We start from the raw sequence: 22,101 nt of genomic DNA on the forward strand, positions 1-22,101 counted from the left end.
AGGAATTTAACAATGCGTCACGCACGTGGTTACCGCCGCCTGAACCGTACTCATGAGCACCGTAAAGCCCTGTTTGCTAACATGGCTGGCTCGCTGATCGAGCACGAGCAGATCAAAACGACTCTGCCAAAGGCCAAAGAATTGCGCCCCATCATCGAAAAGATGATCACCCTGGCAAAACGTGGCGATCTGCACGCCCGTCGTCAGGCCAACGCGCGCCTGAAAGAAGACCAGTATGTCGCCAAACTCTTTGACATCCTGGGCCCCCGTTACAAAGACCGTCAGGGCGGCTATGTTCGCATCCTGAAAGCTGGTTTCCGGTATGGCGACATGGCGCCTATGGCGATCATCGAATTCGTCGACCGTGACGTTTCCGCCAAAGGCGCCGCCGACAAGGCACGTCTGGCTGCTGAAGTCGCAGCTGACGAAGAATAAGACCATAAGCCCAACCGGGTTTTGCAGTTTGCCCCCGCTTGTTTTTCAAGCGGGGGTTTTCTTTTGCCTAGAAGGTCGAATTCGAGGTGCTTTGAACGGTGGCCGCTGACACCGGCGGCGTGGCAGCACGGGCCGAACGCTTGCAATCTGTGACTTGCCTCCGCATATCCTGTCGGTACCCATACTTGCGGCATCCATCCTTCGGAGTTCCAATGATACGCGCAGTTCTTTTTGCCCCACTGGCTTTGGCTCTGGCCATCAATCTTGTTTTGCCCTCCAAAGGCCAGGCCGAAACACGCATTCCACAGTCGCAGGCCGAAATTTCGCTCGGCTTTGCGCCTTTGGTCAAACAGGCAGCGCCAGCGGTGGTGAATATCTATGCCAAGATCGTGCGCCAGACGCAGCAGCGGTCTTCCTTTATGAATGACCCCTTCTTTGATGACTTCTTTCGCAGCTTTGCAGCGCCGCGCCCGCGGGTTGAAAGCTCGCTCGGCTCCGGGGTGATCCTTTCGGAGGATGGCATTGTCGTGTCCAATTACCATGTGGTGGGCATGGCGACCGAGATCCGTGTGGTGACCACCGACAAGCGCGAATATGACGCGCAGGTTGTTTTGGCCGACAAGGCGAGCGATCTGGCTATCCTCCAGCTGGAAGAGGCAGCGGATCTGCCCTATCTCGATCTGCGCGATAGCGATAAGGTCGAAGTCGGTGAGCTTACTCTGGCCATCGGCAATCCCTTTGGCGTCGGCCAGACGGTCAGCAGTGGTATCGTTTCTGGTCTGGCGCGAAGCGGCACGGCCCGCGGCGAGGGATTTGGCTACTATATTCAGACAGACGCGCCGATCAATCCAGGGAACTCGGGTGGTGCTTTGATCGATGTGAATGGCCACTTGATTGGCATCAACACCCGTATCCTCAGCCGGTCCGGGGGCTCCAACGGGATTGGGTTTGCCATCCCGGCCAATCTTGTTCGGGAATTTGTCAAACAGGCGCAGGCAGGGGCCGAGGGGTTCCAGCGGCCCTGGGCCGGGATGAGCGGACAGCCCGTGGATGCGGATCTGGCGGCCTCACTTGGTATGGGGTTGCCCGAAGGCATGGTGATTTCCGAGCTGCACGACAAAAGCCCCTTTGCCATGGCTGGCTTTGAGGTGGGGGACGTTATCACCGAAGTCGACGGTCAGGTGGTGAATTCCCCTTCTGAGATGGTGTTTCGCATATCTGTTGTTGGCCCCGGCGGCACCTCTGAGGTGACCCGCCTGCGCGGCGAGGAGCGCAAAACCTTGACGGTCGCGATGTTTACGGCGCCGAATGATCCACCAGCGCAATCACTTGTGCTGAATGAAAATAGTGCTTTGCCGGGTCTGACGGTTGGCCTGATCAATCCGGTTGCCATCGTGCGGTTGCAATTGCCGCTGTCTGCTACCGGAGTTGCGGTGCTTGATCCCGGCCCACATGCAGGGCGTGCTGGCGTCAAGCCCGGTGACATCCTGCTGGCGATCAATGGAGAAGAGGTGGCCGAGGCCGAAGATGTGCCGCGATTGCTGCAAGAGGCGGGGCGGCGCCTGCAATTGGATCTGAGCCGACGTGGACAGCGGGTCAGCCTGCGGATGCGGCGCTGACCGATGGCGGATCTATTCGACAGTGGCGAGATATCAGAGGTCGCGAAAGGCAAGGATGTAAACCGCCCGTTGGCGGACCGCTTGCGGCCGCAGCTCTTGTCAGAAGTCATCGGTCAGCAACAGGTCCTGGGACCGGATGCGCCTTTGGGAGTCATGCTGGCGTCGGGGTCTTTGTCCTCGCTGGTGTTCTGGGGGCCGCCCGGCGTTGGCAAAACCACTATTGCGCGGCTTTTGGCGCGGGAAACCGATCTGCATTTTGTTCAGATCTCGGCGATCTTCACGGGCGTCCCTGATCTGCGCAAGGTGTTTGAGGCCGCCAAGATTCGACGTCAGAACGGGCAGGGCACATTGCTGTTCGTCGATGAGATCCATCGCTTCAACAAAGCACAGCAGGATGGGTTTCTGCCCTATATGGAGGATGGAACCATCCTTTTGGTGGGGGCGACCACAGAAAACCCCTCGTTTGAGCTGAATGCCGCTGTGCTGTCACGCGCGCAGGTTCTGGTGCTGGAGCGCCTGTCGCTGGCCGATCTTGAACACCTGACGCAACGCGCCGAGCAAGAGTTGGGGCGTGCGCTGCCGCTGACGGCAGAGGCGCGTGATGCGCTGCAGGAAATGGCTGATGGTGATGGTCGGGCACTGCTTAACCTGATCGAACAGGTTGCGGCCTGGAAAGTCAGCGCGCCGCTGGGGCGCGAGGCGCTGGCGACACGTTTGATGCGCCGCGCCACGAAATACGACAAATCCGGTGACGAACACTACAACCTGATTTCGGCCCTGCACAAATCCATCCGGGGCTCTGATCCGGATGCCGCACTGTACTGGTTGGGACGGATGTTGGAGGGCGGCGAGGATCCGCGCTATCTGGCGCGACGTCTGACCATGATGGCGACCGAAGACATCGGTCTGGCGGACCCTCAGGCCAACACTGTCTGTCTGAATGCCTGGCAGACCTTTGAACGTCTTGGCAGCCCCGAAGGTGAGCTGGCGCTGGCCAATGCCGCCGTCTATCTGGCGCTGGCGCCAAAATCGAATGCGGTCTACGTCGGCATCAAGGCGGCCCGCCGTCTGGCCAAGGAAACCGGTTCTGCACCGCCGCCCAAGCATATCATGAATGCACCGACCAAACTGATGGCCGAGCAGGGATACGGCGACGGCTATGCCTATGATCATGACGCCGAAGACGGCTTTTCCGGCCAGAACTATTTCCCGGATGGGGTCAAACGGCCGATGCTGTATCAGCCGGTTGAACGCGGTTTTGAGCGGGAGTTGAAACGGCGCAGTGAATATTTCGCCAAGCTCCGCCTGCAGCGCAACAGCTGACGCCTGCCTGCCCCAAGGCGGGAGGGCAAGATGCATGGGCAAGGCGCGTGGGACTGTAGCTCTGCAATCGAGCCGGGTCGGCTCTGCGCTGCGCGCAACGGGGAAAACTTGACATCCCAGCTCACTCACGCCAGAGACCCTTGATGATTTCGACGGTATCTCTGGTCGCCCTGGGCGGCGCGTGCGGGGCAGCGCTCCGCTATCTGACGGGCCTGGGTGTTTTGCGCCTCATAGGCCATCAGGAGTTCCCGCTGGCCATCATCACTGTGAACGTGATCGGCTCCTTTCTGATGGGGGCTTTTGTGGTGGCGGCGGCACACAAGGGGCTGACGCATCTCAGCCCGCTGGTGATGACCGGGGTGCTTGGTGGGTTCACCACCTTTTCGGCCTTCTCGCTGGAGACGGCCAATCTGATCGAGCGCGGTGCCCTGGGGCAGGCCGCGCTATATGTTTTTCTGTCTGTTGGCCTGTCGGTTGGTGGATTGTTTCTGGGCCTGATGGCCGCAAGAGGAGTGTTCGCATGAGCGGCGTACAGATGATCACCGTTACCGACGAGGATGATGACCAGCGGATCGACCGCTGGCTGCGCCGTCTGTTCCCGCATGTAAATCAGGGCCGCATCGAAAAGATGTGCCGCAAAGGCGAGTTGCGACTGGATGGCGGCCGGGTCAAGGCCAGCTCGCGGGTCGCTGCCGGTCAGGTGGTGCGGGTGCCGCCGCTGGCGGATTCGGATCTTAAACCAGCCGCACCGCGTCTGGCGCGGATATCGGAAGCGGATGCCAAGATGATCCGCAGCTGCGTGATCTACAAGGACGACGATGTCATCGTGCTGAACAAACCGGCGGGTCTGGCGGTTCAGGGCGGTAGCGGCACGACAAAACACGTGGATGGCCTGTCAGATGCGCTGCGCTTTGATGCCGAAGAAAAGCCCCGGCTGGTGCACCGTCTGGACAAAGATACATCCGGTGTTTTGGTGCTGGCGCGAAACCGTCTGGCAGCCAAGGCGCTGACAGCGGCCTTCCGCCATCGCAACACCCGCAAGATCTACTGGGCTCTGGTCGCCGGTGTGCCGACGCCCTATCTCGGTGAGATCAAGGCCGGGCTGGTCAAAGCTGGTGGTCATGGTGCGAGCGGTGAAGGCGAAAAGATGATTGCCGTGCACCCGTCTGAAATCGACCGCACGCCGGGTGCGAAGCGGGCGCATACCTATTATGCCACGCTATACCGGGTTGCCGGGCGGGCCTCCTGGGTGGCGATGGAGCCCGTCACCGGGCGGACCCACCAGCTGCGTGCACATATGGCCGAAATTGGCCATCCGATCATTGGCGATGGCAAATACGGTGGCTCGGGTCAGGAAAACCTCGGTGATGGCTGGGGCGCACAGCTTGGTGGTGTGATCAGTAAAAAGCTGCATCTGCATGCGCGGCGCATGGTGTTTGAACACCCGACCACCAAAAAGGACATCGTGGTGACGGCGGAGCTGCCGGACCACATGAAAGACAGCTGGGACACCTTTGGCTGGACCGAAGATCTGGCAGCAGATGATCCTTTTGAGGGGCTGCTGTGAGCGCACCGCTGCGACTGATCCTGTTTGATGTCGATGGCACGCTTGCGGATAGTCAAAGCGCCATTGCTTCAGCAATGACGCTGGCCTTTGACGGGGTTGGCCTGCCGGTTCCGGCGCACCAGCAGATCCTGTCGATTGTTGGCCTTTCGTTGCCACTGGCGATGGCCGAACTGGCACCTGAGGCAGACCATGCAACACAGGCGGCCTTGGTCGAAGGTTACAAACAGGCCTATATGTCTGAACGTCTGGCTGCGGGAGCAGGGCATTCGCCGCTGTTTGCTGGCGCGCGGGAAACCTTGGCGGCGCTGCATGCGGTGCCGGAGTACCTGTTGGGTGTGGCCACCGGCAAATCACAGCGCGGCTTGGATGCACTGATCGCAGCGCATGGGTTGGATTGTTTTGTGACCCGGCAGGTGGCGGATCATCACCCGTCAAAACCGCATCCGTCAATGGTGCTGACGGCGCTGGCAGAAACCGGCGTCGAGCCCGCGCATGCGGTGATGATTGGCGACACAAGTTTCGACATTGATATGGGGCGTGCAGCGGGGGTTGTGACCATTGCCGTGGACTGGGGGTATCACCCGGCCGCTGAGCTGGGCGCTGACTATATCATCAGCAGTTTTGCCGAACTGGCACCGCTGCTCGGACAGATCTGGAAGGCATAGACGATGAGTGACTGGAAGCAGAAACGGTTCTGGAAAGAGGCCAAGGCCTGTGAAGCTGAGGCTGGGTTCACGGTGGAGCTGGACGGGCGGCGCGTTAAAACGCCGGCCAAAGCCGCATTGGTTGTACCCAGTGCCGCCATGGCCGAGGCTATTGCGGCGGAATGGGATGCCCAGATCGAAGGCATCAATCCAGAGACCATGCCGTTCACGAAATCCGCCAACGCCGCCATCGATAAAGTCGCGAATCAGCACGAGGAAGTCGCGGACATGCTGGCGGACTACGGGGATTCGGATCTTTTGTGCTACCGCGCCGACTCTCCTCAAGAATTGGTGATGCGTCAGGAACAGGGTTGGAATCCGGCCCTGGATTGGGCGGATCAGACACTGGGTGTGCGGCTTGATACACGGACTGGCCTGCTACATCAGAGACAGGATGAGAGAGCGCTCGCGATCCTGCGCCAGAGCGTTCATGCGCTGAACAACTTTCAGCTGGCAGCCTTCCATGACCTGGTTTCGATGTCCGGATCGCTGGTTCTGGGCTTTGCAGCAGCCCAAGATTGGCGCAGTGCGGACGAAATTTGGCGCATTTCGCGTCTGGACGAGACCTGGCAGGAAGAACAGTGGGGCGTCGATGATGAAGCCAAAGCCACAGAAAACCTGAAACGCACTGCCTTTTTGCATGCCAAAAGTTTCTATGACTTTTCCTAAAAAGACAGCAAATTGCCGAGCTGATCCCCGTTAGGGAAATTTTGTATCGAATAGTGAAAAGTACGCTATCCGGACATCGAATTTCATGATCATACACTTGACGTTTGTTGATGAATGCGCCCAAACTCCTGAACGAATTGAGGCTCAGCCTCAGTTCACACCATCTTAGGCACCTTGTGTGCCGGGTAAAAAAAACCGCCGCAACAGGCGGAACATCAGGAAGAGGTAAATATGAAAAATACCGTGATTTTGGGCGCGATGACCATTGCCGGTCTGGCAGCTGGTGCTGCTGCTGCCGGTACTCTGGACGACGTGAAAGCCCGCGGCAAACTGAACTGCGGCGTGACCACCGGTCTGGTTGGCTTTGCGGCTCCGGATGCGAATGGGGAATGGAAAGGTTTTGACGTTGCCGTCTGTCGCGCTGTTGCTGCGGCTGTTCTGGGCGACTCGACCGCTGTTGAATTTGTCCCAACCACCGGCAAGACCCGCTTCACCGCGCTGGCTTCTGGCGAAATCGACATGCTGGCCCGTAACACCACGTGGACCTTCTCGCGCGATGTCGACCTGAAGTTCGAATTCACCGGCGTCAACTACTACGACGGTCAGGGCTTCATGGTTCCAAAAGAGCTGGGTGTTTCCTCGGCGAAAGAACTCGATGGCGCGACTGTCTGCATTCAGACCGGCACCACCACCGAGCTGAACCTGGCGGACTTCTTCCGTTCCAACAACATCTCTTATGAGCCTGTTCCGATCGAAACCAACGCCGAAGCTCAGCAGCAGTATCTGGCTGGTGCCTGTGACGTCTACACCACCGATGCGTCCGGCCTTGCGGCAACCCGCGCCACCTTTGACGCGCCAGACGCTCACGTTCTGCTGCCCGAAATCATCTCCAAAGAGCCCCTGGGCCCGCTGGTTCGCCATGGCGACCACGAGTGGGGCGACGTTGTGCGCTGGACTTTGAACGCACTGGTTACGGCTGAAGAGCTGGGTGTAACTTCGGCCAATCTGTCCGAGATGGCTGCCGGTACCAACAACCCGGAAATCAACCGTCTTCTGGGCACCGAAGGTACCCTGGGCGAAATGCTGGGCCTGTCCGCTGACTGGGGCAAAAACGCGCTTGCCGCTGGCGGCAACTACGGCGAAGTCTTTGCCAAGAACATTGGTGAAGATACCCCAATCGGTCTGGCACGTGGCTTGAACGCACAGTGGACCCAGGGCGGCCTGCTGTACTCGCCTCCCTTCCGCTAAGACTTCTTAGGAAAGGGCGCAGGACATCCTGCGCCCTTTTTCCTTTCTCTGACTATCCAACCAAAAACGCTTGAGATCCGACGCGAGCAGGGACCCAACCCTGCCGATCAGTCGATCTGTAAGCCACGGGGATCTCTCATTCATGTCAACTCTCACTGACCCTCCAAAGGAACAGTTCCGGTTGTCTATGTTGGTTAACGATACACGCTATCGTTCGTTGACCTTCCAGGCGATTGCGGCGCTGGTTCTGGCCTTGGCCATTTGGTATCTCGGGAACAATCTTCTGCAGAACCTGCGCGCTGCGGGCCTGAATATCTCGTATGACTTTCTGGGCAATTCGGCAGGTTACGATATTAACCAACGCCTGATCGAATATGACAACCAGGATAGCCATGGGCGCGCTGCGCTTGTTGGTATTCTAAACACCCTGCTGGTGGCCTTTCTGGCCTGCATCACGGCAACCATATTTGGTGTGATCGCGGGTGTCTTGCGCCTGTCGAACAACTGGCTCGTGTCCAAACTGATGGCCGTATATGTCGAGGTGTTTCGCAACATCCCGGTGCTGATCTGGATCATCATCATCTTTACGATCATGACAGCTGTGATGCCTGGCCCGCGCGAATTCCGCGGTGCAGAGCCAACGGCAAGCATGCTGTTTGATCTTTTTGCCTTTACCAACCGTGGCGTCTACACACCGATGCCGGTGTTTGGAAACGGATTTTTTGCCTCCACAGCCTTGAACTGGCTGGTCGTTCTTGCGGTTTTGGCCGGATCATTCTTTGTGATGCGCCGGGTGGAAGCCAAGGCAACTGCGACGCAGGAAGAAACCGGCGAGCGGCCCAAAACCCTGCTGATTGCACTGGCTGTCTGGATCATTCCATTTGCACTGCTGATGCTGGCCATGGGGCTGACCTGGGAAGTTCCAGAGCTGAAGGGCTTTAACTTTAAGGGCGGTATCAAAATTGGCGGACCGCTGATCGCGCTGTGGTTTGCGCTGTCGATCTATACCGGTGCCTTTATTGCTGAGAACGTGCGGGCAGGTATTCAGGCGATCTCCAAGGGGCAGTCCGAAGCTGCGGCTGCACTGGGGCTGCGCCCGAGCCGGACTATGAACCTTGTGGTCTTGCCACAGGCGTTGCGTGTGATCATTCCACCGCTGATCTCCAACTTCCTCAACATCACCAAGAACTCTTCGCTGGCTATTGCCGTCGGCTACGCCGACATCACCGCGACTTTGGGCGGGATTACCCTCAACCAGACCGGCCGCGCGATTGAATGCGTTTTGCTGCTGATGCTGTTCTATCTCACCGCGTCGTTGATCATCTCGATGGTGATGAACGTCTATAACTCCTCCGTGAAGCTGAAGGAGCGCTGAGCCATGAGTGACAAAACAACACAACAGATTGCCTTTGTTGCGGAGGGCATGATTCCGGAATCACCGCCGCCTGCGCGTGAGGCCGGCGCCTACAAGTGGGTGCGTGAGAACCTGTTCTCAAGCATTCCCAACTCGATCTTGACGCTGGCCGCGCTGGCGCTGATCTATTCGCTGCTTAGCAATGTTCTGCCCTGGCTTTTGAATGGGGTCTGGACGACCTCGTCGCTGGCTGAATGCCGTGAGGTCCTCGAAGGCAAAGCTGGCGCCTGTTTCTCGGTTCTGACGGAACGCTGGCATCAGCTGCTGTATGGCTTCAAATACCCCACCGATCAGTACTGGCGCCCCAACCTGGCATTGCTACTGCTGTTGATTGCACTGGCACCGGTCCTGTTCTTTGACCTGCCACGTAGGCTGCTGGCATTCACCGCAGTCTATCCCTTCCTAGCCTTTTGGCTGATCTGGGGGGGCTCTATTCTGGTGCCAATCGTGGCGTTGCTTGGGTTTGTCGCTGCGGGAGTGGTTTTCCAGAAGTACGGCAAGAGCAGTTTTGCTGCGGGGTTCTTTGGAGCGATCGTAGCGGCCCTGGTCATTTGGAAACTTGGGGGGCTTTTGATCCCTGATGCGGCCTCTGACAATGCCATGCTGAGCTCTGTCCCAAGCCGTGATCTGGGTGGGTTCATGCTGAACATGATGCTGGGCGTGACCTGCGTGTCGCTGTCGGTGCCTCTGGGCATTGCCCTGGCGCTGGGACGTCAGTCGAGCATGCCTTTCATCAAATGGATATGCGTAGTCTTCATCGAGTTCGTGCGCGGCGTGCCGCTGATCACGCTGCTCTTTGTGGCTTCCGTGATGCTGTCCTACTTCTTCCCACCTGATGCGACCGTGGATTTGTTTCTGCGTGTGGTTATCATGATCACCCTGTTTTCGGCGGCCTATATCGCTGAGGTGATCCGTGGCGGGCTGGCAGCGCTTCCGACCGGGCAGTATGAGGCGGCAGACAGTCTGGGGTTGGATTACCCACAGGCCATGCGTTTGATCATCTTGCCGCAGGCTTTGAAGATTTCCATTCCGGGCATCGTGAACGTGGCTGTTGGCCTGTTCAAGGATACCACGCTTGTGTCGGTCATTTCGATGTTCGACATGGTTGGGATGATCCGTGGTCCCATTCTTGCCTCGACCGAGTGGAACGGCGTCTACTGGGAGCTCCTGGGCTTTGCAGCCGCTTTGTTCTTCGTCGTTTGCTACGGCATTTCTCAATACTCTCAGTGGCTCGAGCGTCGTCTCGCCACTGGTCACCGATAAGGAGGCCGGACAATGGCTGACACTTCTCAAATGCAAGTCTCTGACGAAATCGCAATCACCATTGACAACATGAACAAATGGTATGGCTCGTTCCATGTGCTGCGTGACATCAACCTGACCGTCAATCAGGGCGAACGGATCGTGATTTGTGGGCCTTCGGGCTCGGGCAAATCGACCCTGATCCGCTGTATCAATGCTCTGGAAGAGCACCAGCAAGGTTCGATTGTTGTGGATGGCACGCTGCTGTCCAATGACCTGAAGAACATCGACAAGATCCGCTCGGAAGTGGGCATGTGCTTTCAGCACTTCAACCTGTTTCCGCATCTGACCATTCTGGAAAACTGCACGCTGGCGCCGATCTGGGTTCGCAAGACCCCGAAAAAAGAAGCCGAAGAGCGGGCGATGCATTTCCTCGAAAAGGTGAAGATCCCGGAGCAGGCGGATAAGTACCCCGGCCAGCTTTCCGGTGGTCAGCAGCAGCGTGTGGCGATTGCCCGCTCGCTCTGCATGATGCCCCGTATCATGTTGTTTGATGAGCCGACCTCGGCGCTTGACCCGGAGATGATCAAAGAGGTGCTCGACACCATGATCGAGTTGGCGGAAGAGGGCATGACCATGCTCTGTGTGACCCACGAGATGGGCTTTGCCCGCCAGGTGGCGAACCGGGTGATCTTTATGGATGCGGGCCAGATTGTTGAACAGAATGAACCCGAAGAGTTCTTCAACAACCCGCAAAGCGAACGCACCCAGCTGTTCCTGAGCCAGATTCTCGGCCACTGATCAGCTCGAAAATGCAATGTAAAAGGGCTCCTCGGATTTTCCAGGGAGCCCTTTTTCTTGTCATCCGCTACGGATGGTTGGTGTGGTCACGCCTCTACATCTTCGCCGAGGAGCTCACGCGGGACGACAAAATCTTTTACCTTGCCAGTGCTCCAATTCAGATCGGCCCAGGTGTCGATATCGAATTCCACCACCAGTGTGGCGCCGGTTGGGTAGTCGTCAAACCGGCTGTGGTCAGGCGGGCTGGCTACAATGGCATGGGCAAAGGCTGCAATGCCGGGGTTATGGCTGACAATCATCACTCGGTTTTGTTCGGCCTCGCGCAGGGCCTGAAAAATGATCTCGGAGCTGGCATGATAGAGACGTTCGATAAAAACGGTGGGGACGTCAAACCCCATCAGCGCCTGGGTTTCACGGGTGCGTTGGGATGACGACGAAAGAATTTGCTCGGGAACCTGATCTATTTCGCGCAGCCAATGGCCAAGCGCCACTGCGGATTTGCGGCCCCGCTTGTTCAGAGGGCGGGCATGATCGCTGGGCGAATTGGTGTCCCAGGCGGATTTGGCATGGCGGGTCAGAATCAGAGTTCGGGTCATGATGGGTGAAAATACCTCATGTGATGTGCAGTTTGGTCGAAAGTCCGTCCAGCCCCATCACTGAGAGGGCAGGCCCGTCGTGCCAGACAGCCCTGCGACATGCAGGGCGTTCCGGCAGGGGTATCCAGGTGATGGTGACAGGCTGCCAAATCATATGGCCATCCGTCAACCAGGGCGTGCGCCGGGCATGCGTTCAAACACGGCTGAGCTGCACAAGTCGCGCAAGGGGAGTGTGCCAAAACTGGGGGGGGGATGTCAAAGCTTTGATCGAAGTGGAGCGCCCCGCGATAGGAAATCAACATGCCGACCTCATCATGCACCATCATCTGTGACGGTGATGTGAAGGCACGACCTGAGGCCAGCGCCCAATTGATAAAGGGCGTGTAGGGCGGGCCGCCAAAGGGGTAATATGCTGTTGCACCGAGATCCTTCGCCAACTGACCAATGGTGCGGCTGGACCAGCGATCAACGGGGTCAGTGTGCCCGTCCAGGTATTCGGGGCTTTGGGTGAACGCAGACCAGAACGTATCGCCTGTTCCGAGCAGGACCAATGTGCCCTGTGAAAGCGCAGAAACCTGTTGAACAGCAGGATGAAGCGCGCCGTAGATCTGCAGGCCCTGGGCCTGAGCCGCAGTCTCGATCTCTGTGTAAGCACCACTGGTCTGGCCGTTGGAAAGACCGGATGATCTGGTCCCTATCATCTGATCCCCCGCAATTGGTGTTTCAGAGATCCTATCAGGCATCGGGGCAGGGCGGGGGGCAAAAACGGCTCTCGCCGTCCAGTTACGCCCCTTCTGGGTAGATTGGGGCGTGTCAGGCGCGGATCATCGAGCCCGCACCGTGATCGGTAAACAGCTCCAGCAGGACCGCGTTCTGCACCCGGCCATCCACGATGGTACAGGCGCGTACGCCAGACCGAACAGCCAACAGGGCGGTTTCGGTCTTTGGGATCATGCCGCCGGCGATGATGCCCTCTTTGGTCATGCGCTCCACGTCTGCGGCTTTCAGCTCGGTGACGACCTCGCCGCTGCCATCCTTGACGCCGGAAACATCTGTGAGCAGTAGCAAACGATCAGCGTTCAGCGCCGTGGCGATGGCGCCGGCTGCCGTGTCGCCATTGATGTTAAAGGTTTCACCAGCGCGGCCTGCACCAATAGGGGCAATGACCGGAATGATGTCTTTTTCAAACAGATCATACAGCACCTGTGGGTCCATCTCAGCGGGGGCGCCGACAAAGCCGAGATCGGCATTGGCCTGATCGCAGGTGATCAGGTTGGCATCCTTGCCCGACAGGCCTACGGCCCGCCCACCCTGTGCGTTGATCGCCTGAACGATTCGCTTGTTGACGACGCCAGACAGCACCATTTCCACCACTTCCATGGTGGCCTGATCGGTGACACGCTTGCCATCAACAAATTCGGACTGGATCTGCAGCTTGTTCAGCATGGCATTGATCATCGGGCCACCACCATGGACGATCACCGGATTCACCCCGACCTGGCGCATCAACACGATGTCGCGGGCAAAGGTTTCCATCGCCTCATCGCTGCCCATGGCATGGCCGCCCAGCTTGATGACGACAATGGCCCCGTCATAGCGCTGCAAATAGGGCAGCGCACTCGACAGGGTTTCGGCTGTGGCAATCCAATCGCGGTTCATATCTTGTTTCTTCATGGCTCAGGGTCCCTTTGGCATGTGGTGTTACGCGGTTCCGGCACCGCTGCCAAGTGCGACATCAAGCACGACATAGAGATTGCAGCCCGGCCAGCGCCTGATAGGGTCGCGCCAAAGCCCTCAAACAGATGGATCCTGCGATATGCGCCAAAAGACTCTGCTTCTGACAGGTGCCAGCCGCGGTATTGGCCATGCCACCGTGCGCCGCTTCAATGCCGAAGGCTGGCGGGTGATCACATGTTCGCGCCAACCTTTCCCAGAGGAGTGCCCGTGGGGCGGTGGCAAGGAGAATCACGTGCAGCTGGACCTGTCTGACCCCAGCGATACCATCAATGCTGTCGGCGTCATCCAGGAACGGCTGGGTGGCAAGCTCGACGCGCTGGTGAACAACGCCGGCATTTCTCCAAAGGGCCCCGATGGGGAGCGGCTGAGCACGCTGGACACTGATCTGATGACCTGGGGCAAGGTCTTTCACGTCAATTTCTTTGCCTCGGTTGTCCTGGCGCGGGGGCTGAAGGATGAGCTGGCGGCGGCCAAAGGGTCAGTCGTCAATGTGACTTCGATCGCGGGCAGCCGGGTGCATCCCTTTGCCGGCGCGGCCTATGCCACGTCCAAGGCAGCGCTGGCGGCGCTGACGCGCGAAATGGCGCATGACTTTGGCCCCTTGGGCGTGCGGGTCAATGCCATCGCACCAGGTGAGGTGGAAACGGCGATTCTGTCACCGGGGACCGACAAGATTGTCGAAAAGCTGCCGATGCAGCGACTGGGCCAGCCCGAAGAGGTCGCGGCGGCGATCTACTTCCTGTGCTCATCAGACAGCTCGTACATTTCCGGTTCAGAGATCGAAGTGAATGGCGCGCAGCACGTTTGACCGTAATTCCCGCTGAAACAAAAGTTGGCCCTGCAAAGTCGTCTACTCTTTGCAGGGCCTTTTGGTTGGCCGGGCCTCAAGGGACGCAAAGGGCCCCGCCAACCTAGGCTCCACCCTCGGTGAGGGATGAGTGAGGAGCCAATCAGGATTAGCTGAGCAGGGCTAGCTAAAGGCGCGTTTCATCGCCGGGATGTTACTGAGGATCAGCAGATCAAAGGCAAGCACGACCAAGAGCGTCAGCCCGACCAGTGGAAAAGCCATCGCGGTAAAGAGACCAATCAGTACCGCACCTTTCCAGAAAGGTAGATCAGCAGGGAGAGGGGGGGCAGCCAGACGACCGGCACCTGACGGGCGGCGCCTCACCCACATCACTACCCCAGAGATCGACACAAAGATCACCGACAGGCAGAACACCACGTTGAGGATAAAGTTCCAGGTGCCCATCAGCCCCATGTGAAACGGAATGCCCACAGCCATGGCTTTGCCGGCCCAGGAGTAGTCATCATATTTCACGTCCGCGAGGATCTTGCCGGTATACTGATCAACATGGATGGTGCGATCCACAAAGGGGTCGTCCGAATCGCTGCTCATGCTGTCGCGGTTGATGGTCCAGACACCGCCTTCGCCACCGGGGTAGGCGACCCGAAAGCGCCCGTCCATTCCCAGCATCCGGCCAAGAATGACAAGGCTGTGGATATTGACGGCTGTGCCTTCTGGAATGCCGGTGATCCCGGCTTCAGAACCGGACGCGGGCATCGGGGTTTGCTCCAGCGCCCAGGGCACATCATTTGTGGCACCGTGGTTCATGTCCGCATGGATCGAATCAGACAGCGGGACATTGTCCCATTTGGCGGCGGGAAAGGTGCTCCAAGCCTGCATCATCTTGCCGCCCCAAATCCCGGTCCAGGACATCCCGGAAATCAGGAAGATGACCAGCAACACCGAAATCCAAAAGCCGGTGACCGCGTGCAGGCTTTTCCATAGCGCCCGTCCCCGAGCCCGCAGATCGGGCACAAAGGCGGCCATGGCATTGCCACGGGGCCACCAGAGGTAAAGCCCGGTCAGAACCAGCACGAGGCCCAGTCCGGCGGCGATTTCAATCAGGCGGTCGCCAATGGTGCCAATCAGCAGATCGGAATGCAGGTTGTCGGCAAAATCATACCATCCCGCGCGGCGGTCCCAGATCTCAAGCACGTCGCCAGTATACTGGTTCAGCGCCACCAGACGCTGGCCGTCGTCGGTTTTGATGCGAAAGACCGTTGCAAGATCCGGGGCCTTGGGGCCGATCCATTCGGTCAGGGTGCCGGGCTGCGCGGCTAGGGCCGCCGCGGATTGCTGTTCGAGGTTCAGAACTGTTTCGCCCTGGGTGATCTGAATGGTTTCGCCATCGCGACCGTCAAACTGGGTGATGAACATCATCATCAACCCGGTGGTGGCAAGCACCAGAAAAAACGGAACCACGTAGAGGGCTGCGTAAAAATGCCAGCGCCAGGCGGCAAAATAGAATTTGTCGGTCAGCGAGCGTGATTGGCCCGCTTCATGCGGTTGGCTTGTTGCCATGGTGATCTCTCCAAATCAGAACTGGGCCTGCTGCCTTGGTGTCAGGACAGCGCGGCTTCAAAGCATGCGGTTTTGAATGTTCAGGAGAGTGCGGGCGGCCCGCGCGCATCATAGCGCCAGTGAAAACCGGCCGTATGATGGGTGAAGCTCTGATCAGCCCAGCGGGCTGTCAGAGGTGTATTCAGCGCCAGCTCTGGCCCGGTATCAGGCAGGGTGGCGCTGGCGGATAGCGCCGAGAATGGACAACTACGGTCGTCCATTTGTTCCGTTGGATGTGGGGTCGGACTATCTTCACCCAGATCGACCCACTGTTCCTGCACCCCATCGGTGGTGCAGATCACCAAGAGCACCCGCCCGTCTCCATCATGTGTAGGCATCCAGCCTGCCGGAACCAGTCCGGCAGCGCTGATTGTGAACAGCATGAGATATGAGAACAGGCGGCGCAGCACTTGTTTATTCGAGGCCGCAGATGATGGAGCGCAGCGTGGCGATACCATCGCCTTTTTCAGACGAGGTCAGCACGATTTCAGGATAAGCGGCGGGGTGGCGAGCCAGGGCAGTACGCACCTGTTCCATCACGCGCTCACGGTCTTTGAGCTTTACCTTGTCGGCCTTGGTCATGACGCATTGGAAGGTCACGGCGGAACTATCCAGCAGGCTCATGATCTCTTCGTCGACGTCTTTGACGCCGTGGCGGCTGTCAATCAGCACAAAGGCGCGGCGCAGGGTCTGTCGCCCGCTGAGATAGCGTTTGAGCAGCTTTTGCCATTTCTCCACCACGGCCAGCGGCGCGTTAGCATAGCCATAGCCGGGCAGGTCGACGAGATAGAGATCGGGGCCTTGGGTGAAATAGTTGATTTCCTGCGTGCGCCCTGGTGTGTTTGACGCCCGCGCCAGACCTTTGGTACCGGTGAGGGCATTGATCAGGCTGGATTTGCCGACGTTTGAACGCCCGGCAAAACAGACCTCCATCCGGTCGGCATCGGGCAGGCCGGACATGGCGACGACGCCTTTGACAAAAAGGGACTCGCCCGCAAACAGTTTGCGGCCCTTTTCGGCGGTGATTTGGTCAGGCTCTTCGGCCAAAGAAAACGGGATCTGCATCACAGTACCTTTACGCTATCGCCCAGTCGGATGTCACCACCGGTGATGACTTCGGCGTAGACAGAGAAATCCTGATGCCCCCAGGTCTCCTTGAGGGTCTTCAGGGTATCGGCGTCGCGCACGCCGGTCTCGGGATTGGCGGTGGTGGCCAGGCAACGCGTTACGCGTTCGCGAATGAGGAATGTTACTTCGCCGATCTGGATCTGGCTGCCCATCAGGTCGTTCTCAGCCCAGGGGGCGCCCAGATCGAACCAGATATTGCCGCGCCAGCGTTTCGGCGACAGGTCGTGCCCGATAGCGGCCTCGACCGCGCGATGAGAGTCCCAGTTACACAGGGAAACAGATGGGAAATCAGTGTCGGTCATGCCGCGACCGGGCACCCGAATAATGCGGGCAGAGGCGGCGCGATCAGCTGGTGTCAGCGGCTTTTCCCAATCGAGAAACCGCTGCAGGTCTGCGGCGGCGTCGGGATCAAAGCTGAGATCGGGGCGATCGGGATGGGAGAGGGTCAGCTGACCCGTGACATCCTCCAGCTGGGCGTTGATCGCCATCAGCTGCGGCGCTTTGGCACCCCGGGTGAAATTGGCGCAGGGGGCCCATTGGGACCCATCCGCCTTGGAGGCATCATGGGCTACGGCCCAGACGCGATCGCCGGGCATGGTTTGCCCGGCGATCATGGTTACGCTGTCCAGTGCTTCGCGCCCGTGTGATTTGAGCGGGTGGCGCCAGATATCTGTAACGCTGTGGATCATTTCTGATCCGTTTTTGGCTTCTTCTTGAAGCTCGACTTGATATTGCCAAACACATCCGGCTTGTAGCCGTGGCTGCGCATGATCAGATACTGCTGGCTGAATGTAATGGTGTTGTTGGCAATCCAGTACACCACCAGGCCAGAGGCAAAACCGCCCAGCATGAACATGAAGACCCAGGGCATCCAAGCAAAGATCATCTGCTGGGTGGGATCCGTGGGCGCAGGGTTCAGCTTTTGCTGCAGCCACATCGAAATACCCAGCAGGATGGGCAGGATACCGATAAAGACCAGCGCCAGGATGCTGTCGGGTGCAGGGCCTTCAAAGGGCAGCAGACCAAAGAGATTGATCAGCGAGGTTGGGTCAGGCGCGCTCAGATCCTGGAACGGACCAAAGAAGGGCGCATGACGCAGCTCCAGTGTGACAAAGATCACCTTATAGAGCGAGAAGAAGATCGGGATCTGGATCAGAATTGGCAAACAGCCGGCAGCGGGGTTCACTTTTTCCCGCTTATACAGCTCCATGATCTCTTTCTGCTGCTTTTGACGGTCGTCACCAACCCGTTCTTTCAGCTTCTCCATCTCCGGCTGCAGCTCTTTCATCTTTGCCATCGAGGCATAGGATTTATAGGCCAGCGGGAAGACGATGATCTTGATCAGAATGGTGAGGCCGATGATGGCCCAGCCCATGTTGCCGATCAGCGCATTCAGCCAATGCAGAACCGCAAACATCGGTTTGGTCAGGAAGAAGAACCAGCCCCAGTCGATGCTGTCGAGGAAACCGGCAATGCCGCCCTTTTCATAGGCGCGGATGGTTGCCCATTCCTTGGCGCCGGAAAACAGCTGGGTGGTGACTTCGGTTGATTCACCATCGGCAAGGGTCACGGTCGGCAGGACCACATCTGTCTGATAGATCTCGCGGCGTTCGTCGTATTTGGCGATCGAGCGGAAGGCCTGACCGGGGGCAGGAATCAGGGTCGACATCCAGTAGTGATCGGTGAAGCCGATCCAGCCATTGGCTTCGACCTGCTTGATCTCGGATCGTGATCCATCACGTGGATCGATCTCAAAGTCGGCAACATCCGAATAGTCCAGCTCTGCCAGTTCGCCGTCGGTCATGCCGACAACACCTTCGTGCAGGATGAAGAAGTTCTTCAGATCCGCAGGCTCACCATGGCGTGCCAGAGTACCATAGGGGGCCAGTGCAACGGTCTCGCCAGAGGCGTTGCTGACCGACTGGGAGATCGAGAACATATAGTCCTGGTCCACCGCGATGGTGCGGCTGAACGTCAGGCCCTTGCCGTTGTCCCAAGAGAGGGTCACCGGGCTGTCAGGGGTCAGCGTCGCATCGCTGGCAGCGGTCCAGATCGTGTTGGCATTGGGGACGTCCTCAAACCCGAGGCCACTGCCTGCAGCCCAGCCGTAGAGGGCGTAATAGGCACCTGGTTCGCCGACGGGCGACAGGAACTGGACGATTTCAGGATTGTCGATGGTGACGCGGTAATCTTTCAGCGCCAGATCGTCGATGCGACCGCCCTGCAGCGAGATGCTGCCGGATAGCCGGTCGGTTTCGATGCTGAGACGCGGCGCATCAGAGGCGTTGGCCTCTTCGCTGCTTTGGCTGGCCACAGCTTCGGCTGCAGCGGCACTTGGCGTGCTGGCGGTATCACCTGCTGGTGCCGTTTCAGCAGCCAGGGCTTCCGGTGCCGGCTCCGGCTCTGGGGGTGGGAAAAAACTATACCACCCGAGAATTACCAGGAAGCTGAGTGCGGTCGCGAGAATGAGATTCTTGTTCTGGTCGTCCATTTGGGACTGCCACCTCGTGTAGGGAATGACAGGGTGTGGTTCAACAGAGATGCCCCCCAAAGGTCAAGCAGAATCGCGGAAAACCGGGGCAGCAATGCGCCCCGGCGGCCGAAAACAGCAGATCAGGAGGGGATCAGCGGGTGTGACGCCCGATTTCCGGTGCATCTTGCAGCTTTGCCTCATGCGCCGTGATCCAGTCCAGTGTCTGGTCAAAAGGCATTGGACGGCCAATGCCGAAACCCTGAACGTGGTCACAGCCTAGCTGAGCCAGAAGCGCGTGCTCACCAACGGTCTCTACCCCTTCGGCCAGAGTTTCCAGGTCGAGACGCTCGGCCATGGTCAGGATGGCAGCAATGAGTTTCTGCTGGTCAGGGTCACGGTCTGCACGCAGCACGAAAGACCGGTCAATCTTGATTCGTGAGATATTGAACCGGCGCACAGCAGAGATGGATGCATGGCCAGTGCCAAAATCGTCCAGTTCAATATGGCAGCCCAGCTCGCTGAGGGCGGCGATATTACGGGTGACGACATCGTCAGGCTGGTCGGTCATCACGGTTTCCAGGATTTCCACCGAAAGACGGGTCGGCGGCAGGCCAAAACGCTCCAGCTCCCATTTGATGTTTTCCGACAGATTCGGATTGCGCAGTTCCTGGGTGGCGAAATTCACTCCAACTGCCGGGACTTTCACACCGGCGGCATCCCAGGCATTCAGTGCGGTCAGGGAATGATAGAGCATGACCTGGCTGAGGCGTTCCATCAAGCCGGCGTCCTCAAGGACAGGGAGGAATTTTGCCGGGGGAACCAGCCCGCGTACGGGATGCATCCAGCGCGCCAGCGCCTCAAAGCCGGAGACGCGACCGGTGTCGGTGCAGATTTGCGGCTGGAACCATGGCAGGATCTGGCCTGCCTCCAGGGCTTCTGCTGCCTCTTCGCGCAGGCTGCCACGGGCCATGCTGCGCTGTTGCATGTCTGCCGAAAACACCCGAATGCCCGAGGGGCCATTTTGTTGGGCCTCGCTGAGGGCCGCTGCGGCTGCAGTGGTCCATTCGGCGGGGGTCTCTCCGGGGGCGCGGCTGTGCAGGCAAAAGCCAATGGAACAGGAAACGTAAACGGTGCTGCCGTCCAGCGAAATGGGTTCTTCTACGGCGGCCTGGATGCGGCCTGCCAGCTGCACACAGGATTCGAGATCCAGCTGCAACACAGGGGTAAGGCAAATGGCGAACTTGCTGTCGCCAATGCGGGCCACGGTATCGCCGTTGCGCAAAGTGCTGGCGATTCTCTCGCCACAGTTCAGCATGACCCGATCACCGGCTTCTTGCCCGTCACGATGCACGAGGTCCTTGAAATCATCCACTTCGATCACATAAAGCGCCGAGCGCAGACCTGATTTGGCACAGTCGTGAAAGACCCGGTCCAGTTCCAGCTCAAAGCCTTCGCGCAGCATCAAGCCAGTGACATTGTCGCGTGGGACTGCATTGCGGCCACGACCGGAAAAACCACCCATGGCGGCAAAGACCAGGGGAAGCCCGAGAGCGACCCACAACAGAGCAGCTTCGCCGCCCAACCAGAAAGTCGCGAGAGTGAGGGCAGGCAAGAACGCCAGAATGGGCGGCGCGAACAGCGCCGGGGCCAATCTTGTCCGAATTCGGTTCAGGAGACCTGAATTCGCTTTTGTCATGTTCAGACCTTTCGCCTAAAGCAAGTATGCTCTGGCAGATTAAGGGACTGCTTCTGACTCTGAAGTTAACGCAGCAGAGGAATTTCCTCGGAATCCGGCGTTTCTGACGTTGATTTGCGTGCAAGTCCCATAAAATCAAAGAGTTTGGGGTCCAGCAGATGGGAAGGTCGGGCATTCATCAGCGAACGGAACATGACCTGTCGGCGACCGGGGCTGTTGCGCTCCCATTGGTCGAGAATCTGCTTGACCTGCTGGCGCTGTAGCCCGTCCTGACTGCCACAAAGATCACAGGGAATGATCGGGTAGTCCATTGCTTTTGCGAATTTTTCACAATCTTCCTCGGCCACATGAGCGAGGGGGCGATAGACAAAGAGATCACCTTCTTCATTGACCAGTTTGGGCGGCATGGTGGCCAGGCGCCCGCCGTGGAACAGGTTCATGAAGAAGGTTTCGAGGATATCATCGCGGTGATGGCCGAGAATCACTGCCGAGCAGCCTTCTTCGCGCGCAACCCGGTACAGGTTGCCGCGGCGCAGCCGCGAGCAGAGCGCGCAAAACGTGCGCCCAGCGGGTACCTTGTCGACTACGATACTGTAGGTGTCCTGATATTCGATTCGATGCGGCACACCCATCTTTTCCAGAAAGGCAGGCAGCACGGTTGCCGGAAAACCCGGTTGCCCCTGATCCAGATTGCAGGCCAGAAGATCAACTGGCAGCAAGCCGCGCCACTTCAGCTCATGCAGGACCGCCAGCAGGGTGTAGCTATCCTTGCCACCGGACAGGCAGACCAGCCAGCGCGGCGTGCTGCCATCTGCCGGGCGTTCCACCATGCCGTATTGTTCGATGGCTTCACGGGCATATCGCACGATGCGTTTGCGCAGTTTCTTGAACTCGGTGGTCGAGGGGGCACCGGCAAAGAGCGGGTGAATGTCGTCGCGGTCATTATCAAGCATTGCCGGGCTCCTAAATCCTGGCGCGAGGCATAGGCCAGGACAGCCCGGAAAGTCAAAACCCTAGTTGCGCAGCCTTGGGTTGTGCTACG

At 58.6% G+C, this 22,101-nt stretch carries 22 protein-coding genes; 12 read left to right on the forward strand and 10 right to left on the reverse strand.

What is annotated here, in order from left to right:
• Positions 1 to 12 precede the first annotated feature (12 nt).
• The 11 genes from rplQ (at position 13) to PH5382_RS17705 (ending at position 11,022) form a co-directional block, all read left to right on the forward strand.
• Complete coding sequence (rplQ, locus tag PH5382_RS17655) at positions 13 to 435, forward strand: 50S ribosomal protein L17 (RefSeq protein WP_058335713.1); 423 nt, start codon at positions 13 to 15, stop codon at positions 433 to 435.
• 212 nt (positions 436 to 647) lie between these two features.
• Positions 648 to 2,054: a trypsin-like peptidase domain-containing protein gene (locus PH5382_RS17660; protein WP_058335714.1), complete on the forward strand. Its 1,407-nt coding sequence runs from the start codon at positions 648 to 650 to the stop codon at positions 2,052 to 2,054.
• A gap of 3 nt (positions 2,055 to 2,057) precedes the next feature.
• Positions 2,058 to 3,377 (forward strand): replication-associated recombination protein A, encoded by a 1,320-nt coding sequence (locus PH5382_RS17665; RefSeq protein WP_058335715.1) that lies wholly within the window; start codon positions 2,058 to 2,060, stop codon positions 3,375 to 3,377.
• A 143-nt stretch (positions 3,378 to 3,520) separates the two neighbouring features.
• Positions 3,521 to 3,901 carry a fluoride efflux transporter CrcB gene (gene crcB / locus PH5382_RS17670; RefSeq protein ID WP_058335716.1) on the forward strand — a complete coding sequence of 127 codons (381 nt, stop codon included), beginning with the start codon at positions 3,521 to 3,523 and terminating at the stop codon, positions 3,899 to 3,901.
• Positions 3,898 to 4,944: an RluA family pseudouridine synthase gene (locus tag PH5382_RS17675; RefSeq protein WP_058335717.1), complete on the forward strand. Its 1,047-nt coding sequence runs from the start codon at positions 3,898 to 3,900 to the stop codon at positions 4,942 to 4,944. Before crcB ends, PH5382_RS17675 begins: the two co-directional genes overlap by 4 nt.
• Positions 4,941 to 5,609, forward strand: coding sequence for an HAD-IA family hydrolase (locus PH5382_RS17680; RefSeq protein WP_058335718.1), 669 nt, complete (start codon positions 4,941 to 4,943; stop codon positions 5,607 to 5,609). The genes PH5382_RS17675 and PH5382_RS17680 overlap by 4 nt, the downstream gene beginning before the upstream one ends.
• A gap of 3 nt (positions 5,610 to 5,612) precedes the next feature.
• The gene (locus tag PH5382_RS17685) at positions 5,613 to 6,317 is read left to right on the forward strand and encodes an ATP12 family chaperone protein (protein WP_058335719.1); all 705 of its coding nucleotides are present in this window, start codon (positions 5,613 to 5,615) and stop codon (positions 6,315 to 6,317) included.
• A 231-nt stretch (positions 6,318 to 6,548) separates the two neighbouring features.
• Positions 6,549 to 7,565, forward strand: a complete 1,017-nt coding sequence (locus tag PH5382_RS17690; protein WP_058335720.1) for an amino acid ABC transporter substrate-binding protein — start codon at positions 6,549 to 6,551, stop codon at positions 7,563 to 7,565.
• A gap of 142 nt (positions 7,566 to 7,707) precedes the next feature.
• A complete protein-coding gene (locus PH5382_RS17695; RefSeq protein WP_058335721.1) occupies positions 7,708 to 8,940 on the forward strand; it encodes an amino acid ABC transporter permease in 1,233 nt (410 codons plus the stop codon).
• A 3-nt stretch (positions 8,941 to 8,943) separates the two neighbouring features.
• Positions 8,944 to 10,242, forward strand: coding sequence for an amino acid ABC transporter permease (locus PH5382_RS17700; protein WP_058335722.1), 1,299 nt, complete (start codon positions 8,944 to 8,946; stop codon positions 10,240 to 10,242).
• Positions 10,243 to 10,254: 12 nt separating this feature from the next.
• Positions 10,255 to 11,022 (forward strand): amino acid ABC transporter ATP-binding protein, encoded by a 768-nt coding sequence (locus PH5382_RS17705; protein ID WP_058335723.1) that lies wholly within the window; start codon positions 10,255 to 10,257, stop codon positions 11,020 to 11,022.
• Between the two features lie 86 nt (positions 11,023 to 11,108).
• Here PH5382_RS17705 and PH5382_RS17710 read toward each other — a convergent pair whose 3' ends face one another.
• The 3 genes from PH5382_RS17710 to argB form a co-directional block, all read right to left on the reverse strand.
• On the reverse strand, positions 11,109 to 11,618 hold the full coding sequence (locus PH5382_RS17710; protein WP_058335724.1) for a SixA phosphatase family protein: 510 nt from the start codon (positions 11,616 to 11,618) through the stop codon (positions 11,109 to 11,111).
• Positions 11,615 to 12,361 carry a ferredoxin gene (locus tag PH5382_RS17715; RefSeq protein WP_231751928.1) on the reverse strand — a complete coding sequence of 249 codons (747 nt, stop codon included), beginning with the start codon at positions 12,359 to 12,361 and terminating at the stop codon, positions 11,615 to 11,617. The genes PH5382_RS17710 and PH5382_RS17715 overlap by 4 nt, the downstream gene beginning before the upstream one ends.
• A gap of 70 nt (positions 12,362 to 12,431) precedes the next feature.
• Positions 12,432 to 13,292, reverse strand: a complete 861-nt coding sequence (gene argB / locus PH5382_RS17720; RefSeq protein WP_058335725.1) for an acetylglutamate kinase — start codon at positions 13,290 to 13,292, stop codon at positions 12,432 to 12,434.
• A gap of 142 nt (positions 13,293 to 13,434) precedes the next feature.
• On the opposite strand from argB, the gene PH5382_RS17725 reads away from it, so the two are divergent.
• Entirely contained in the window at positions 13,435 to 14,163 is a 729-nt protein-coding gene (locus PH5382_RS17725; RefSeq protein ID WP_058335726.1) for an SDR family NAD(P)-dependent oxidoreductase, read from the forward strand.
• A gap of 162 nt (positions 14,164 to 14,325) precedes the next feature.
• Here the strand turns inward: PH5382_RS17725 and PH5382_RS17730 are convergent, their stop codons facing one another.
• From PH5382_RS17730 to ttcA, 7 genes are all read right to left on the reverse strand, one after another.
• Complete coding sequence (locus PH5382_RS17730; protein ID WP_058335727.1) at positions 14,326 to 15,723, reverse strand: PepSY-associated TM helix domain-containing protein; 1,398 nt, start codon at positions 15,721 to 15,723, stop codon at positions 14,326 to 14,328.
• An 80-nt stretch (positions 15,724 to 15,803) separates the two neighbouring features.
• Complete coding sequence (locus tag PH5382_RS17735) at positions 15,804 to 16,145, reverse strand: DUF2946 family protein (protein WP_058335743.1); 342 nt, start codon at positions 16,143 to 16,145, stop codon at positions 15,804 to 15,806.
• Positions 16,146 to 16,176: 31 nt separating this feature from the next.
• Complete coding sequence (gene yihA, locus PH5382_RS17740) at positions 16,177 to 16,827, reverse strand: ribosome biogenesis GTP-binding protein YihA/YsxC (protein ID WP_058335728.1); 651 nt, start codon at positions 16,825 to 16,827, stop codon at positions 16,177 to 16,179.
• Positions 16,827 to 17,579 (reverse strand): MOSC domain-containing protein, encoded by a 753-nt coding sequence (locus PH5382_RS17745; RefSeq protein ID WP_058335729.1) that lies wholly within the window; start codon positions 17,577 to 17,579, stop codon positions 16,827 to 16,829. Before PH5382_RS17745 ends, yihA begins: the two co-directional genes overlap by 1 nt.
• Complete coding sequence (gene yidC / locus PH5382_RS17750) at positions 17,576 to 19,381, reverse strand: membrane protein insertase YidC (RefSeq protein WP_058335730.1); 1,806 nt, start codon at positions 19,379 to 19,381, stop codon at positions 17,576 to 17,578. The genes PH5382_RS17745 and yidC overlap by 4 nt, the downstream gene beginning before the upstream one ends.
• 133 nt (positions 19,382 to 19,514) lie before the next feature.
• Positions 19,515 to 21,059 (reverse strand): putative bifunctional diguanylate cyclase/phosphodiesterase, encoded by a 1,545-nt coding sequence (locus PH5382_RS17755; RefSeq protein ID WP_058335731.1) that lies wholly within the window; start codon positions 21,057 to 21,059, stop codon positions 19,515 to 19,517.
• A 65-nt stretch (positions 21,060 to 21,124) separates the two neighbouring features.
• Positions 21,125 to 22,012: a tRNA 2-thiocytidine(32) synthetase TtcA gene (gene ttcA / locus PH5382_RS17760; protein WP_058335732.1), complete on the reverse strand. Its 888-nt coding sequence runs from the start codon at positions 22,010 to 22,012 to the stop codon at positions 21,125 to 21,127.
• Positions 22,013 to 22,101 lie beyond the last annotated feature (89 nt).

Source organism: Phaeobacter sp. CECT 5382 (genome assembly GCF_001457775.1).
In the GTDB taxonomy this organism is placed as follows: Bacteria; Pseudomonadota; Alphaproteobacteria; order Rhodobacterales; family Rhodobacteraceae; genus Pseudophaeobacter.

Excerpts from the sequence above, each read along its gene's own strand:
- rplQ (WP_058335713.1), top strand. The coding sequence starts at position 13 with ATGCGTCACGCACGTGGTTACCGCCGCCTGAACCGTACTCATGAGCAC.
- PH5382_RS17660 (WP_058335714.1), top strand. The coding sequence starts at position 648 with ATGATACGCGCAGTTCTTTTTGCCCCACTGGCTTTGGCTCTGGCCATC.
- PH5382_RS17665 (WP_058335715.1), top strand. The coding sequence starts at position 2,058 with ATGGCGGATCTATTCGACAGTGGCGAGATATCAGAGGTCGCGAAAGGC.
- crcB (WP_058335716.1), top strand. The coding sequence starts at position 3,521 with ATGATTTCGACGGTATCTCTGGTCGCCCTGGGCGGCGCGTGCGGGGCA.
- PH5382_RS17675 (WP_058335717.1), top strand. The coding sequence starts at position 3,898 with ATGAGCGGCGTACAGATGATCACCGTTACCGACGAGGATGATGACCAG.
- PH5382_RS17685 (WP_058335719.1), top strand. The coding sequence starts at position 5,613 with ATGAGTGACTGGAAGCAGAAACGGTTCTGGAAAGAGGCCAAGGCCTGT.
- PH5382_RS17690 (WP_058335720.1), top strand. The coding sequence starts at position 6,549 with ATGAAAAATACCGTGATTTTGGGCGCGATGACCATTGCCGGTCTGGCA.
- PH5382_RS17695 (WP_058335721.1), top strand. The coding sequence starts at position 7,708 with ATGTCAACTCTCACTGACCCTCCAAAGGAACAGTTCCGGTTGTCTATG.
- PH5382_RS17700 (WP_058335722.1), top strand. The coding sequence starts at position 8,944 with ATGAGTGACAAAACAACACAACAGATTGCCTTTGTTGCGGAGGGCATG.
- PH5382_RS17705 (WP_058335723.1), top strand. The coding sequence starts at position 10,255 with ATGGCTGACACTTCTCAAATGCAAGTCTCTGACGAAATCGCAATCACC.
- PH5382_RS17710 (WP_058335724.1), bottom strand. The coding sequence starts at position 11,618 with ATGACCCGAACTCTGATTCTGACCCGCCATGCCAAATCCGCCTGGGAC.
- PH5382_RS17715 (WP_231751928.1), bottom strand. The coding sequence starts at position 12,361 with ATGCCTGATAGGATCTCTGAAACACCAATTGCGGGGGATCAGATGATA.
- argB (WP_058335725.1), bottom strand. The coding sequence starts at position 13,292 with ATGAAGAAACAAGATATGAACCGCGATTGGATTGCCACAGCCGAAACC.
- PH5382_RS17725 (WP_058335726.1), top strand. The coding sequence starts at position 13,435 with ATGCGCCAAAAGACTCTGCTTCTGACAGGTGCCAGCCGCGGTATTGGC.
- PH5382_RS17730 (WP_058335727.1), bottom strand. The coding sequence starts at position 15,723 with ATGGCAACAAGCCAACCGCATGAAGCGGGCCAATCACGCTCGCTGACC.
- PH5382_RS17735 (WP_058335743.1), bottom strand. The coding sequence starts at position 16,145 with ATGCTGTTCACAATCAGCGCTGCCGGACTGGTTCCGGCAGGCTGGATG.
- yihA (WP_058335728.1), bottom strand. The coding sequence starts at position 16,827 with ATGCAGATCCCGTTTTCTTTGGCCGAAGAGCCTGACCAAATCACCGCC.
- PH5382_RS17745 (WP_058335729.1), bottom strand. The coding sequence starts at position 17,579 with ATGATCCACAGCGTTACAGATATCTGGCGCCACCCGCTCAAATCACAC.
- yidC (WP_058335730.1), bottom strand. The coding sequence starts at position 19,381 with ATGGACGACCAGAACAAGAATCTCATTCTCGCGACCGCACTCAGCTTC.
- PH5382_RS17755 (WP_058335731.1), bottom strand. The coding sequence starts at position 21,059 with ATGACAAAAGCGAATTCAGGTCTCCTGAACCGAATTCGGACAAGATTG.
- ttcA (WP_058335732.1), bottom strand. The coding sequence starts at position 22,012 with ATGCTTGATAATGACCGCGACGACATTCACCCGCTCTTTGCCGGTGCC.